We start from the raw sequence: 12650 nt of genomic DNA, 5'->3' as shown, positions 1-12650 counted from the left end.
GCGCCCCGTCCCGAGGACGGGGCGGGCTCGTCCGTCTGTCGGCAAGCGCGTCCCGGGCGCGCACCGCGCTGGTGGTCCACTACTCCCGGTGCGGTCGGGCTCGTCTGGCGGACCCGCGACCGCCGCCGGGCTCATCGCGTCGACAGGGTCTCGCCGAGCCCGGAGGCCACCGCCGTCGTGAGCCGTTCGAGCTCGTCGGGCTCGGGCGCGACGGGCTCCCGTGCGTACCTGCTGGCCTCGGCCGCCCCTGCGAGCGCGGCGAGGTCCTCGCGCACCGCGGGGCTGAGCTCGCGGCCGCTCCGGGCGGTCACTGCGGACGCGATGGCGTCCGGGGCGCGGCGGAGCGTGGTGGCCGGCGGTAGCCGGACGCCCTCGGCGGCGAGGGTGGCGAGCACCTGCTGCCAGGCGAGCTCGGGGTCGAGCTCCAGCGAGGCACGGCGTCGTCGGGCGAGCAGCAGCACCAGGCCACCCACCAGGACGACGACGAGGCTGCCCGCGGTGATCCACACCCAGCCGGGGAGGCCGGTGTCGACGACGGGCGTGGCCGCGGCGGCGGACGAGGCCGACGGCGTCGCCTCGTCCTCGGTCGAGGTGCTCCCCGCCGTGGGCTGCCGCTCGCGGAGGTCGTTGGCCGTGGGCGCCGCGGCCGGGTCGCCCTGGACGCGCGGCATCGTGTAGGCGGGCGGGCTCCCCGTCTGCTGGGCGGGCGTCGGTTCGAAGCGCACCCACCCGCTGCCGGGGAAGTAGATCTCGGGCCAGGCGTGCGAGTCCTGCCCCGTGATCTGCCAGCTGGTCTCGCCGGTGCGGTCGCCGGGCAGGTACCCGACGGCGAGGCGCGCGGGGATGCCGAGCGACCGCGCCATCACCACCATGGTCGTCGCGAACTGGATGCAGTAGCCCGTGCGGTGCTGCAGGAAGTCCCAGACCGGGTCTCCCGTGCCGCCGCGGGGGATGGTCGTCGAGTAGGTGAAGCGGGTGGGGTCCCGCAGCCAGCGCTGGAGGGCGACGGCCTGGTCGTAGGCGGTGTCGGCGTCGCCCACGGCCTCGCGTGCGGCCGCCTCGACGTCGCCCGCGTGCGCGGTGTCGGGCACCTGGGTGTAGACCTCGTCGAGGTCGGCCGTCGGCGCCTCCCGGAGGGTGGCGGGGTCGAGGTCCCGCTCGTGCACCGTGAGGGTGTAGGAGTCGCCCGCGGTCGTCAGCCCGCCGACCACCTCGTCCCGGGCGGGGTCGTACCCCCAACCGCCGCCGTCCGTGGCCACCTGGCGGGGGTCGATGCTGATCGGCAGCTTGTCGTCGCGGAGCTCGCCGACGTCGAGGGCGACGCTGCGGACGGAGGTCTCGCCGGACGGCGGGTCGTCGGGCCAGAGGACGTCGCGGTCGCCGAAATCCCGGCCGCCGCGCTCCTCCCCGCGCTGCCACCGTCGCCCGTCGAACGCCGTGGCGGTGTAGCTGCGCAACGGCCCGACGTCCGCGTCGGAACCGGTGTCGTAGGACAGGACGACGGAGCGGGACCGTTCGGTCAGGCTCCGCAGGATGTCGAGGTCCTCGGCGAGGCGGATGGTGTCGCCCGTGGTCGTGAAGGTGCGGTACCAGCCCGCGGGCCCGCCGGGGAGCGCGGCGGACGCGGTACCGACGAGGCCGGCGACGACGGCGAGGACGACGGCTCCGGCGGTCGTCGCGACGGCGCGGGACCGCTCGGCGCGCCGCACGGGCGCGGGCGTGCGCTCGGCCCGTCGCGCCCGGGCGACCAGCGGGCCGTCGAGCGTGAGGAGCAGCAGCAGGGCCGCGACGGTCACGACGAACACGCCCCACGGCACTCGTCCCGCGAGCACGAGCGGCGGGGCCCAGAGGGCGAGGAGCGGCAGGCCGACCGCCGCTGGACGGCGCAGTGCGCCCGCGAGAGCGTCGGCGAGCAGCAGCACGAGCAGCGTGCCGCCGACGGTGAGCAGGCCCATGGGGACGCTCCCCGTCACGGGGGCGACCTCCGAGCGGGCGATCTCTCCGGCCTCGCCGAGCCGCGCCACGACGCGCGACAGGTGCTCCGGGGTGACCAGGAAGGTGGGGTCGGCGGTGGGGCCGCCGTACCGCGCGAGGACGAACCAGGCGGCGACGACGCCGCCCAGCACGCTGGGCCAGGCGGAGCCGGACTCCTTGGTGCGCAGCCCTCGGGCGCGGGCCCGCCGCTCGATCGTGACCCGGGACGTGACCGTCGTCGCGCTGACGAGGACGATGCCGAGGAGGGCCGCGCGGGTCCAGCCCCCCGGCAGCACGATGCTCGTGAGCGAGAGCATCGAGGCGGCGACCGCCACGGCGACCAGGACCCCGGAGGCGACGGTACGGGCCGTCGGGCCCGCGTGGGCGGGGATCATGCTGCCCCCTCCGCGAGGAGCGCCCAGGCGCGGTCGGCCGCCGTGCCGGGGGGGCAGGTGGCCACGCGCCAGCCGGCGGCGCGAAGCGCGCCGACCGTGTCTCCGGCCGGCGCCGCACCGGCGTCCCGGGTCTCGGCCGGTGCCACGACGAGCGCCCAGCAGGTGCCCTCGACGCCGAGCTCGGCCACCTCGCGCAACGCGGCCTCCGGCTGGGGGCCCAGCACGGCGACGACGATCTCCTCCTGCGAGCGCGAGGCGCGCAGGGCGCGGACCGTCTGCAGGACGGCGCGCTCGGCGTCGGCGGCCCCGCGGTGCCCGCGCAGGTCGACCGCCTGGTCGAGGACCGTCGCGCGGCCGGTGCGCGCGCCGGCCGCGAAGGGGACGGGCGCGGGGCCCGAGCCGGTGGGCACCAGCCGCGTGGGGTGGCCGGCGTCGAGGAACGACGTGGCGACGGAGGCCGCGAGCTCGACGGCGAGCTCGCCCTCCGCGTGCGTGCGGGAGCCGCGGGTGGACGGCCAGACGCCGGTGCGCGGGTCGACGGGCGGCGGCAGCAGCGCCCGGTCGAACAGCACGGTCACGGGCCGCACGCCGGCGCTCTCGTCCGCCCGGACCATGAGCCGGCCCTGGCGCGCCGAGCCCGCCCAGTGCACCCGGCGGGGGTCGTCGCCGGAGACGTACTCGCGCAGGACGGAGTCGTCGGTGGACGCCAGCCGTGCGCCGGTGGCCGCGCGCTCGACGTCGCCGAGGACCCGCGTGCGCGTGGGCAGGCCGACGGTCCGGGGCCACACCGCGACGCGGGTCGCGGCGCCGAGCGGCTGCGTGGTGCGGACCAGCCCGAAGGCGTCGGTGCGCGTGGTGAGCAGCGGGCCGAGGGCCCAGCGGCCCCTGCGGGACGGGGTGAGCGCGTAGGAGACGGCGATGCGGTCCGCGTGCGCCGTCACCCGGGCGCGGATGCCGTGCGGCCCTGCCAGCTCGTGCGCGGCCTGCTCGGACAGCCGCAGCCGGGCCAGCCGCTCGTAGGCCGCGCCCGTGCGCGCGCGGGCGCCGACGACGAGGCGCACCGTGGCCGTCTGGTCGCGCACGACGGGGTTCGGCGTGAGCTCGCGCGTGACCACGAGCGCCCCCCGACCGGCGTCGAGGCGTTGCACCCCCATGAGCACCCAGGAGAGGAGGACGGCCAGCACGGCGGCGGCGCCGAGGCCCACGACGTCGGGCAGGTCGAGCAGGGTGCCGACCGTGACGAGCACCAGGCCCGCGACGAGCAGGGCCAGGCCGCGGCGCGTGGGCCGGACGCGGACGACCCGCCGCAGCGCCGGGTGCCGGGTGTCGCGCGGGCCGACTCGCCCCGCCCTGCGCTCGGTGGCGGCCGGGACCGTGCCGGACTCGTCGTCGCCGGACATCGCCGGCCCTACCGGCCGCGTTCGCGGGAGGGTCGCGCGAACGACCCCGCGGGTGCGGCGACGGCGACGCGGCCGCCGGGCACGGCGGTGCGCTGGACGATCTCGGAGATCACGTCCTCGGGGGTCACGCCGCCGAGCCGGGACTCGGTGCTGAGAATCAGGCGGTGGGCCAGGACCGAGACGGCGAGGGACTGCACGTCGTCGGGCAGCACGTGCTCGCGCCCCGCCATGGCGGCGGCGGCCTTGGCGGCCCGCAGCAGCTGGAGCGAGGCCCGCGGCGAGGCGCCGAGCCGGACCCCCTCGTGCTGCCGTGTCGCGCCCACGAGGTCGAGCACGTACTGCTTGACGGGCGCCGCGGCGTACACGGCGCGCACCGCCTCGGCGTACCGCACCATGTCGGCGCCGGTGGTGACGGGGGACAGGTGGTCCAGGGGGTCGGAGGACTCCTGGCGGTCGAGCATCTGCAGCTCGGCGTCCGTGTCCGGGTAGCCGACGGTGAGGCGGGCCATGAACCGGTCGCGCTGCGCCTCGGGCAGCGGGTAGGTGCCCTCCATCTCCACCGGGTTCTGCGTCGCCACGACGAGGAACGGCCGCGGCAGCGTGTGCGTGGTGCCGTCGATCGTCGTCTGGCCCTCCTCCATGCACTCGAGGAGCGCGGACTGCGTCTTGGGCGAGGCGCGGTTGATCTCGTCGCCGATCACCACGTTGTTGAACACCGGCCCGGGCCGGAACTCGAAGTCGTGCGTGGCGGTGCGGAAGATGTTGACGCCGGTGAGGTCGCTCGGGAGCAGGTCGGGGGTGAACTGGATGCGGCCGACGCGGCAGTCGATGCTGCGGGCGAGGGCCTTCGCCAGCGTCGTCTTGCCGACGCCGGGGACGTCCTCGATCAGGAGGTGACCCTCGGCGAGCAGGACGGCGACGGTCACCTCGGCGAGGCCGGGACGCCCCGAGACCACGGAGTCGATCGCCTCCCGCACCCGCGTGGTGGCGGTGACGAGCTCGTCGAGATCTCTGGCCAGGGCGTCGAGGCCGGTCCCCGTGGAGGGGGTCGCGCCGTCCCTGCGGTCCTCCGTCTCCGTGCGTGCGCCGGCCAGCGTGGGGGAGACGGGTTCTGGGTGCACGGGTGACCTCCGGTTCACGTGCTCGTGACGTTCTCGCAGCCTAGTGGAATCGGGGCCGGACGTGACGACGATCACCCGCTCCACCTCGCTCCACGACGCACCCCGCGTCCGGTGGTCGCGGCCGTGCGGCACCTCCTGGTACCGGACGCGCGCGGCGGACGACACGGGCCCGGCGGCCCGCCCTCCACCGCCCTCCACCGGCGGGCCGTCCGTCCCTGGCGTCCTGACCTGCGGCGATGTGTGGGGACTGTGGGGGGAGGGGGTGAGATGGGGAGAACTCCCCACCGTTGCCCGCGCCCGGTGGAGGAAAGTGGAGTAGCGTGGAGGCTGCGGGAGCGCGAGGGGAGGTGCGAGCCGTGGCAGGTCTGGAGGACACATTTCCGGGGGCCGGGCTGCTGCTCGGCACCTACACCCCCAAGCTCGACGAGAAGGGCCGGCTCATCCTCCCCGCGAAGTTCCGTGCCCGACTCGCTCCCGGCCTCGTCATGACGAGGGGACAGGAGCGCTGCCTCTTCCTCCTCCCGATGGACGAGTTCGGCCGCATGTACGAGCAGGTGCGGCAGGCCCCCGTGACCAGCCGGCAGGCGCGCGACTACCTGCGCGTGTTCCTGTCGGGTGCCAGCGACGAGCTGCCGGACAAGCAGGGGCGGGTCGTCATCCCGGCCGCCCTGCGCGCGTACGCCGGCCTCGACCGGGACGTCGCCGTGATCGGCGCCGGCACCCGCGTGGAGGTCTGGGACCGCACCACCTGGGAGACCTACCTGGCCGAGCAGGAGTCGTCGTACTCCGAGACGTCCGAGCAGATCTTCCCGGACCTGCAGTTCTGAACCACCGGCACCACCCACAACCGCACAGCAGACGAGCAGCAGCAGGGCCCCGCACGACGAGGCCTCCTCCCGCGAGGGTCTGGCGCACTTCCCCGGTGCCAGAACGGCGCGGAGGGAGACCTGGCCGGGCGGGGCCCCGGCGACCAGCTGGACCGGACCCGACACGAGACCGAGCACGAGAGGAGGAGCACCGATGAGCACACCGGACGACCCGCGACCCGCGGGAGACCGTCACCTGCCCGTGCTGCTGCAGCGGTGCGTCGACCTCCTCGCGCCGGCGCTCGCGGAGCCTGGCAGCGTGCTGGTCGACTGCACCCTGGGCATGGGTGGTCACACCGAGGCGGTGCTCGAGCAGGTCCCGACGGCCCGCGTCGTGGGGATCGACCGCGACACCCAGGCGCTGCGCCTCGCGGGCGAGCGGCTGGCCCGCTTCGGCGACCGGTTCACCCCGGTGCACGCGGTCTACGACGAGATCGGCGAGGTCGTCGCGGAGCTCGGGCTGGACGGCGTGCAGGGCGTCCTCATGGACCTGGGCGTCTCGTCGCTGCAGCTCGACGAGGCGGGCCGCGGCTTCGCGTACGCCCAGGACGCGCCCCTCGACATGCGGATGGACCAGACGCGCGGCGCGACCGCGGCCGACGTCCTCAACACCTACGACGAGCGCGCGCTCGCGCGGGTGCTGCGCGAGTACGGCGAGGAGCGGTTCGCGCCGCGCATCGCCCGGGCGATCGTGCGGCGCCGCGAGGAGCGGCCGTGGGAGCGGACGGGCGAGCTCGCCGACCTGGTCCGGGCATCCATCCCCGCCGCTGCGCGGCGCACGGGCGGCAACCCGTCCAAGCGGACGTTCCAGGCGCTGCGGATCGAGGTGAACGGCGAGCTCGAGGTGCTCGAGCGCGCCGTGCCCGCCGCGATCGAGGCGCTGGCCGTCGGCGGGCGGATCGTCGTCGAGTCCTACCAGTCGCTGGAGGACCGGATCGTCAAGCGGGCCGTCGCGCGGGGGACGACGTCGAGCGCGCCGGCAGGCCTGCCCGTCGAGCCGGAGACCCACAAGCCCTACCTCGAGGCCCTGACGCGGGGCGCGGAGGAGGCCGACGAGGCGGAGCTCGAGCGCAACCCGCGCGCCGCCTCGGTCCGCCTGCGCGCCGCCCGCCGTGTCCGCCCCACCCCCGACCACATGCGCACCACCGCGCCCCGACCGCGCACCCGCCCGCACCCCAAGGAGGACCGCCGATGAGCGCCCTGCGTGCCCCCGCCACCCCCGGGACCCGCCCGGCCGCGGCACCCCGCCGTGCACCGCTGACCTCGCTGCCGGGCGGCGCCGCCGACCGCGGCCGCCGGCTCGACGCGGTCCGCGCCCCCCTCCAGGCGACGTCGGGCGTCCCGTTCCTCGTGCTGTGCGCGGTGATCCTCGCCGGCGCGCTGCTGGCGGCCCTGCTCCTCAACACGTCGATGGCGCGCGGCTCGTACGAGGCGTCGCGGCTGCAGGCGGAGGTGGGTCAGGTGGCGCAGGACGTCCAGACCCAGCAGGAGAAGCTCCGGGCCGCGGAGTCGTCGCTGGCGGAGCGCGCCACGAAGCTCGGCATGGTGCCCGCCGAGGACCCGACGATGATCAGCGTCGAGAAGCGCGCGAAGGTCGGGATCGGCGACACGGAGACGCCGTGACCGGGCGGACGCCTCCGGCCCGCGGCGGTGCGCGGAGCGGCGGCTCGGGCACGGGCTCGGGAGGCCGCTCGGCCGGCGGGCGCGCGACACGCCCGGGCCCGGCCCGCACGACCCGGGCGCAGCCACCGCAGACTCGAGGGGTGAGCACCTCCCGCACCACGAACGGCTCGACGCCGCGGGCGGCCGCGCGTCCTGGCCCAGGCTCGACCTCGCGGTCGACGCCGCGCGCGCCGGGCCGCGGCACGAACGGCACGACGCCCCGGTCCGCCTCGGGACGCGGGACGGCGGCCCGGAGCGCGAACCCGCCCGCGGGCGGCGGGCGGCCGCGGGGAGGGACGACGCCGGTCCGCTCCACGGGCCGGACGACGGCGCGCGGCGGGGGTGTCCCGCCGCGCCCGCGTGGCGGAGCCGCGAGCCGGGGGCGTCCGGGCGACCCCGGGCGCCGGCAGCGGTGGATCATGGTCGTCGCGGCGCTCGTGCTCACCGTCTTCGTGGGCCGGCTGGTGCAGGTGCAGATCTTCCAGGGGCCGGCGCTCGCCGCGAAGGCGCAGGAGGCGCGGACCACGCACTCGGTGGAGCTCGCGCACCGCGGCGACATCGTCGACGCCAACGGGCGCGTGCTCGCGACGTCCGTCGACCGGTACACCATCTCCGCCGACACGCTCGCCATCCAGGGCTTCCAGGGCGGCCAGCGCGTGGACACCGCCACAGGCAAGGCGGTGCAGGACGGCGCGCTCGGCATCGCGCAGCTCCTCGCGCCGATCCTCGACGCGCAGCCCGCGGAGCTCGCCGCGAAGCTCAACGGCGACGACCGGTACGTGATCCTCAAGCGCAACGCCGTGCCCGAGGTGCAGCGGGCGATCGCCAAGCTGGACCTGCAGGCCTACGTCCGCACCGAGCTCACCTCCCGGCGCACCTACCCGGCGGGGACCGTGGCGGGCACGCTCGTCGGCTTCGTCGACCGCGACCAGGTGGGCCAGGGCGGGCTCGAGCGCGCCTACGAGGACGTGCTCGCGGGCACCGACGGCAAGGTCACCTACGAGCGCGGCCGCGACGGCGTCCCGATCCCGAACTCGGAGCGGGACACCACCGAGGCGGTGCCCGGCAGCGACGTGGAGCTGACGATCGACCTGGACGTCCAGTGGAAGGCGGAGGAGCTGCTCGACGACGCGGTCTCGAAGACCGGGGCGAAGTACGCCATGGCGGTCGTCGAGGACGTCCGCACGGGCCAGGTGCTCGCGGTGGCCGACTCGGGCGACGTCGACCCCAACGACCGGTCGACGTCCGCCGTGGCCAACGGCTCCCGCGCCGTGAAGGACGTCTTCGAGCCCGGCTCCACGGGCAAGGTGATCACGATGGCGGCGGCCCTCGAGGAGGGCTACTGGAAGCCCGACAGCCAGTTCCGCGTGCCGTACCGGTTCACCACGCCCAACGGCGAGTCGTTCAAGGACTCGCACGAGCACCCCGACCAGCAGCTGACGCTCGCCGGCGTCCTGGCGCACTCGTCCAACACGGGCACGGTGCAGATCGGCGAGAAGATCCCGCTCGACGTCCGCTACGACTACCTCGGCAGGTTCGGGTTCGGGCAGCCCACGGGCCTCGGGCTGCCGGGCGAGTCGGCGGGCATCCTGCCCTCGGAGCAGACGCTGGCGCACGACGCCCGCACCCCGTACACGATCCTGTTCGGGCAGGGCGTGGCCGTGAACGCGATGCAGGCGACGCAGGTCTTCTCGACGGTCGCGAACGGCGGCGTCCGGGTGGAGCCCAGCCTGGTCGCCGGCACGCGCGCCTCCGACGGCACGTTCACGCCCGCCGAGGCGCCCGCGAAGGAGCGCGTGGTCTCGGAGAGGACCGCCGACTCGGTGATGCGGATGATGGAGTCGGTCGTGGGGGAGGAGGGCACCGCCGCCAACGCGCGGGTGCCCGGCTACCGCGTGGCCGGCAAGACCGGCACCGCCCAGATGTGGACGGGGGCCGGGACCACCTACATGGCGTCGTTCATCGGCGTCGCGCCCGCCGACGACCCCCGCTACACGGTCTCGGTCTTCCTGCGCAGCCCCCAGTCGTCGATCTACGGCGGCGTGGTGGCCGCGCCGGTCTTCAGCGACCTCATGGGGTACACGCTGCAGAAGATGGACGTGCCGCCGAGCACGACCCCGTTCAAGCCCTACGCCCTCACCTGGTGAACGACGGGTGACCGAGGCGGCGACCGAGGCGGCGACCGACGCCGTGAGGTCCGTGACGGTTCTCATGCCGGGCGCCCTGGGTGCCGGGCCCGCAGCACGCAGACGGTAGGTTCTTCTCCGTGACATCCCCGCTTCCCCGTATCCGGCCCGCGGGCACGACGCCCCGGCGGGTGCGGGACCTCGCCCTGGCCTTCGGGCTCGAGGTGACGACGCCGGCGGCACCGGACGAGGGCGGCCCCCGGCCGCAGGTCCCCGCCGACGTCGTCGTCACCTCGGTCGCGTCCGACAACCGCGTCGTCGCAGGTGGCGACCTGTTCGTCGCCCTGCCCGGTGCGCACGCCCACGGCGCGCGGTTCGCCGCCGACGCCGTGGCCCGCGGCGCCCGGGCCGTGCTCACCGACGCCGCCGGCGCCGCCACCCTCACCCGGGGGCCGGACGCGCTCGACCCCGCGGTGCCGGTCCTGGTCGCCGGCGACCCGCGGGCCGTCCTCGGCCCCGTCGCGGCCTGGGTGTACGGAGAGCCCGCCGAGCACCTGATGACCTTCGGCGTCACCGGCACCAACGGCAAGACGACGACGACCTACCAGGTCGACCACCTGCTGCGGGCCCTCGGCTGGACCGGCGGCCTGATCGGCACGGTCGAGATGCGCGCGGGCGACACGGTGCTCCCGAGCCGGCTCACCACCCCGGAGGCCGCCGACCTGCAGGCGCTGCTCGCCGCGATGTGCGAGGCGGAGGTGCGCACGCTCGCGATGGAGGTGTCCTCCCACTCGCTGTCGATGCACCGGGTGGACGGGATCGAGTTCGGCGTGGTCGGGTTCACGAACCTCAGCCAGGACCACCTCGACTTCCACGGCGACCTGCAGTCGTACTTCGACGCGAAGGCGTCGCTGTTCACGCCCGAGCACGCGCGCCGCGGCGTCGTCGTGGTGGACGACGTGTGGGGCGAGCGCATGGCGGCGGCCGCGCAGGTGCCCGTCGCGACCCTGCGCACCCGCGCCCCCCGGGACGGCGAGGCGGCGGCGGACTGGACCGTCACGGACGTCGCGCCGCACGGCACCGGCTCCGCGTTCACGGTCACGCACGGCGACGGGCGATCGCTGCGCACGTCGACGTCCCTGCCCGGCGGGTTCAACGTCGCGAACGCCGCGCTGGCCGTCGCGATGGTGCTCGAGGGCGGCGCGCACGTCGAGGACGTGGCCGAGGCCCTCGCCGCGGCCGACGGCCTCTCGGCCGTCGTGCCGGGTCGGATGCAGGTCGTCGGCGCGGGCGGGGACGGCCACCCGCGCGTCGTCGTGGACTTCGCGCACAACACCGAGGCGCTCGAGCTCGCGCTCGCCGCCCTGCGCCCGACGACGGCCGGCCGGCTCGTCGTCGTGTTCGGAGCCACAGGCGACCGCGACAAGGGCAAGCGGCCCGCGATGGGCGCCGCCGCCGTCGCGGGCGCGGACGTCGTCGTCGTCACCGACGACGACCCCCACGGCGAGGACCCCGCCGCCGTGCGCGCCGCGGTGCTCGAGGGCGCCCGCGCGGCCCGCGACGCGGCGCGCGGCTCGGGTCGCGACGTCGTCGTGACCGAGGCGGCGCCGCGCGCGGCCGCCATCGAGAGGGCCGTGCTCGACGCCGGGGCGGACGACACCGTCCTCGTCGCGGGCCGCGGCCACGAGACCATCCAGGAGGTCGCGGGCGTCGACCTCGAGCTCGACGACCGGGACGAGGCCCGCCGCGCGCTGCAGCGGCGGCACGAGAGGACCACCGCATGATCGCGCTGACCGCCGCCGACGTCGCCGAGGCGACCGGGGGACGGCTGCACGCCGACGCCGCCACGACCGTGACCGGGCCCGTCGTCGTGGACTCCCGCCGCGTCGAGCCCGGGGGGCTGTTCGTCGCGCTGCCCGGCGAGCGCGTCGACGGGCACGACTTCGCCCGCGGCGCCGTCGAGTCGGGGGCCGCTCTGGTCCTGGCCGCCCGCGAGCTCGAGGGCGTGCCGACGGTCGTCGTCGACGACGTGCAGGCCGCGCTGGGAGAGCTCGCGCGCGTCGTGCTCGCCCGCGTGCGGGCCGCGGGCGACCTCCGGGTCGTCGCGGTCACCGGCTCGGTGGGCAAGACCACGACCAAGGACCTGCTGGGCCAGCTCCTCGTGGACCTGCTGCCGGAGGGCGTCGCCCCCGAGGACGGCCTGGTGGTGCCCACCGGGTCGTTCAACAACGAGGTCGGCCTGCCGCTGACCGTGCTGCGCGTCACCGAGGCCACGCGCTTCCTCGTGCTGGAGATGGGCGCGGACGGCCCCGGCAACATCGCCTACCTCACGCGGATCGCCCCGCCCGACGTCGGCATCGTGCTCGCCGTCGGCGTGGCCCACGTGGGCAAGTTCGGTTCGGTCGAGGCCATCGCGCGCACCAAGGCCGAGATGGTCTCGGGCGTCGTGCCGGGCGGCGCCGTCGTGCTCAACGCCGACGACCAGCGCGTCGCGGCCATGGCGTCGCTCGCCGCCCTGGAGCACACCGTCATCACCTTCGGCACCATCCCCTCGGCCGGCGTGCGCGCCGCCGACATCGGCGTGGACGCCTCCGGCCGGGCGACGTTCGGGCTCGCCGTCGCGGGCGGGCACGACTCCTCCGACCACGGGGCCGACCCCGCCCCCGTGGCGCTGCGCCTCGTGGGTGCGCACCACACGAGCAACGCGCTCGCCGCCGCCGCGGCGGTGCTCGCGCTGGACGGCACCACCGCGGCCGCGGTCGCGCGCGTGGCCGACGGCCTGTCCCGGGCGACCCCCCTCAGCCCGCACCGGATGGCCGTCACCGAGCGACCGGACGGCGTCACCGTGGTCGACGACGCCTACAACGCCAACCCGGACTCGATGCGCGCCGCGCTGCGGGCGCTCGCCGTCATGGCGGGCCGCACGCGCCGCTCCGTCGCCGTGCTGGGCGAGATGCTCGAGCTCGGGGACGGCTCGCGCGCCGCGCACGACGAGATCGGCCGCCTCGTGGTGCGATTGAACGTCAAGCTCCTGGTCGTCGTCGGCGACGGGGCGTACCACATCCACGAGGGGGCCATGCAAGAGGGTTCCTGGGGAGAGGAGTCG

Annotated in this window: 9 protein-coding genes; 6 read left to right on the top strand and 3 right to left on the bottom strand. The window is 76.1% G+C overall.

Going from position 1 to position 12650, the window contains the following annotated elements:
• Window positions 1-131: 131 nt before the first annotated feature.
• The 3 genes from ACFWEK_RS11225 to ACFWEK_RS11215 are packed head-to-tail and all read right to left on the bottom strand — an operon-like array spanning window position 132 to window position 4890.
• Complete coding sequence (locus tag ACFWEK_RS11225; RefSeq protein WP_430554093.1) at window positions 132-2369, bottom strand: transglutaminaseTgpA domain-containing protein; 2238 nt, start codon at window positions 2367-2369, stop codon at window positions 132-134.
• Window positions 2366-3769, bottom strand: a complete 1404-nt coding sequence (locus ACFWEK_RS11220; RefSeq protein ID WP_430547363.1) for a DUF58 domain-containing protein — start codon at window positions 3767-3769, stop codon at window positions 2366-2368. The genes ACFWEK_RS11225 and ACFWEK_RS11220 overlap by 4 nt, the downstream gene beginning before the upstream one ends.
• A gap of 8 nt (window positions 3770-3777) precedes the next feature.
• The gene (locus ACFWEK_RS11215; RefSeq protein WP_430547364.1) at window positions 3778-4890 is read right to left on the bottom strand and encodes an AAA family ATPase; all 1113 of its coding nucleotides are present in this window, start codon (window positions 4888-4890) and stop codon (window positions 3778-3780) included.
• Between the two features lie 392 nt (window positions 4891-5282).
• On the opposite strand from ACFWEK_RS11215, the gene mraZ reads away from it, so the two are divergent.
• From mraZ to murF, 6 genes are all read left to right on the top strand, one after another.
• Window positions 5283-5717, top strand: coding sequence for a division/cell wall cluster transcriptional repressor MraZ (gene mraZ, locus ACFWEK_RS11210; protein ID WP_429762671.1), 435 nt, complete (start codon window positions 5283-5285; stop codon window positions 5715-5717).
• 193 nt (window positions 5718-5910) lie between these two features.
• Entirely contained in the window at window positions 5911-6951 is a 1041-nt protein-coding gene (rsmH, locus tag ACFWEK_RS11205; protein WP_430547365.1) for a 16S rRNA (cytosine(1402)-N(4))-methyltransferase RsmH, read from the top strand.
• Entirely contained in the window at window positions 6948-7379 is a 432-nt protein-coding gene (locus ACFWEK_RS11200) for a hypothetical protein (RefSeq protein ID WP_430554092.1), read from the top strand. Before rsmH ends, ACFWEK_RS11200 begins: the two co-directional genes overlap by 4 nt.
• A gap of 458 nt (window positions 7380-7837) precedes the next feature.
• Window positions 7838-9565 (top strand): peptidoglycan D,D-transpeptidase FtsI family protein, encoded by a 1728-nt coding sequence (locus ACFWEK_RS11195; protein WP_430554091.1) that lies wholly within the window; start codon window positions 7838-7840, stop codon window positions 9563-9565.
• A 119-nt stretch (window positions 9566-9684) separates the two neighbouring features.
• Window positions 9685-11328 carry a UDP-N-acetylmuramoyl-L-alanyl-D-glutamate--2,6-diaminopimelate ligase gene (locus ACFWEK_RS11190; protein WP_430554090.1) on the top strand — a complete coding sequence of 548 codons (1644 nt, stop codon included), beginning with the start codon at window positions 9685-9687 and terminating at the stop codon, window positions 11326-11328.
• Window positions 11325-12650, top strand: a 1326-nt coding sequence (gene murF / locus ACFWEK_RS11185) for a UDP-N-acetylmuramoyl-tripeptide--D-alanyl-D-alanine ligase (RefSeq protein ID WP_430554089.1), incomplete at its 3' end; no start/stop codon positions are given. The genes ACFWEK_RS11190 and murF, both read left to right, overlap by 4 nt.

Source organism: Isoptericola sp. NPDC060257, assembly GCF_042726645.1.
Taxonomy (GTDB): domain Bacteria; phylum Actinomycetota; class Actinomycetes; order Actinomycetales; family Cellulomonadaceae; genus Isoptericola; species Isoptericola nanjingensis.
This window is presented reverse-complemented; position numbering and strand designations above follow the sequence as displayed.

Bases quoted from the DNA above. Each gene is read 5' to 3' on its own strand.
- ACFWEK_RS11200 (WP_430554092.1), top strand. From the start codon at position 6,948: ATGAGCGCCCTGCGTGCCCCCGCCACCCCCGGGACCCGCCCGGCCGCG.
- ACFWEK_RS11195 (WP_430554091.1), top strand. From the start codon at position 7,838: ATGGTCGTCGCGGCGCTCGTGCTCACCGTCTTCGTGGGCCGGCTGGTG.
- rsmH (WP_430547365.1), top strand. From the start codon at position 5,911: ATGAGCACACCGGACGACCCGCGACCCGCGGGAGACCGTCACCTGCCC.
- ACFWEK_RS11220 (WP_430547363.1), bottom strand. From the start codon at position 3,769: ATGTCCGGCGACGACGAGTCCGGCACGGTCCCGGCCGCCACCGAGCGC.
- ACFWEK_RS11225 (WP_430554093.1), bottom strand. From the start codon at position 2,369: ATGATCCCCGCCCACGCGGGCCCGACGGCCCGTACCGTCGCCTCCGGG.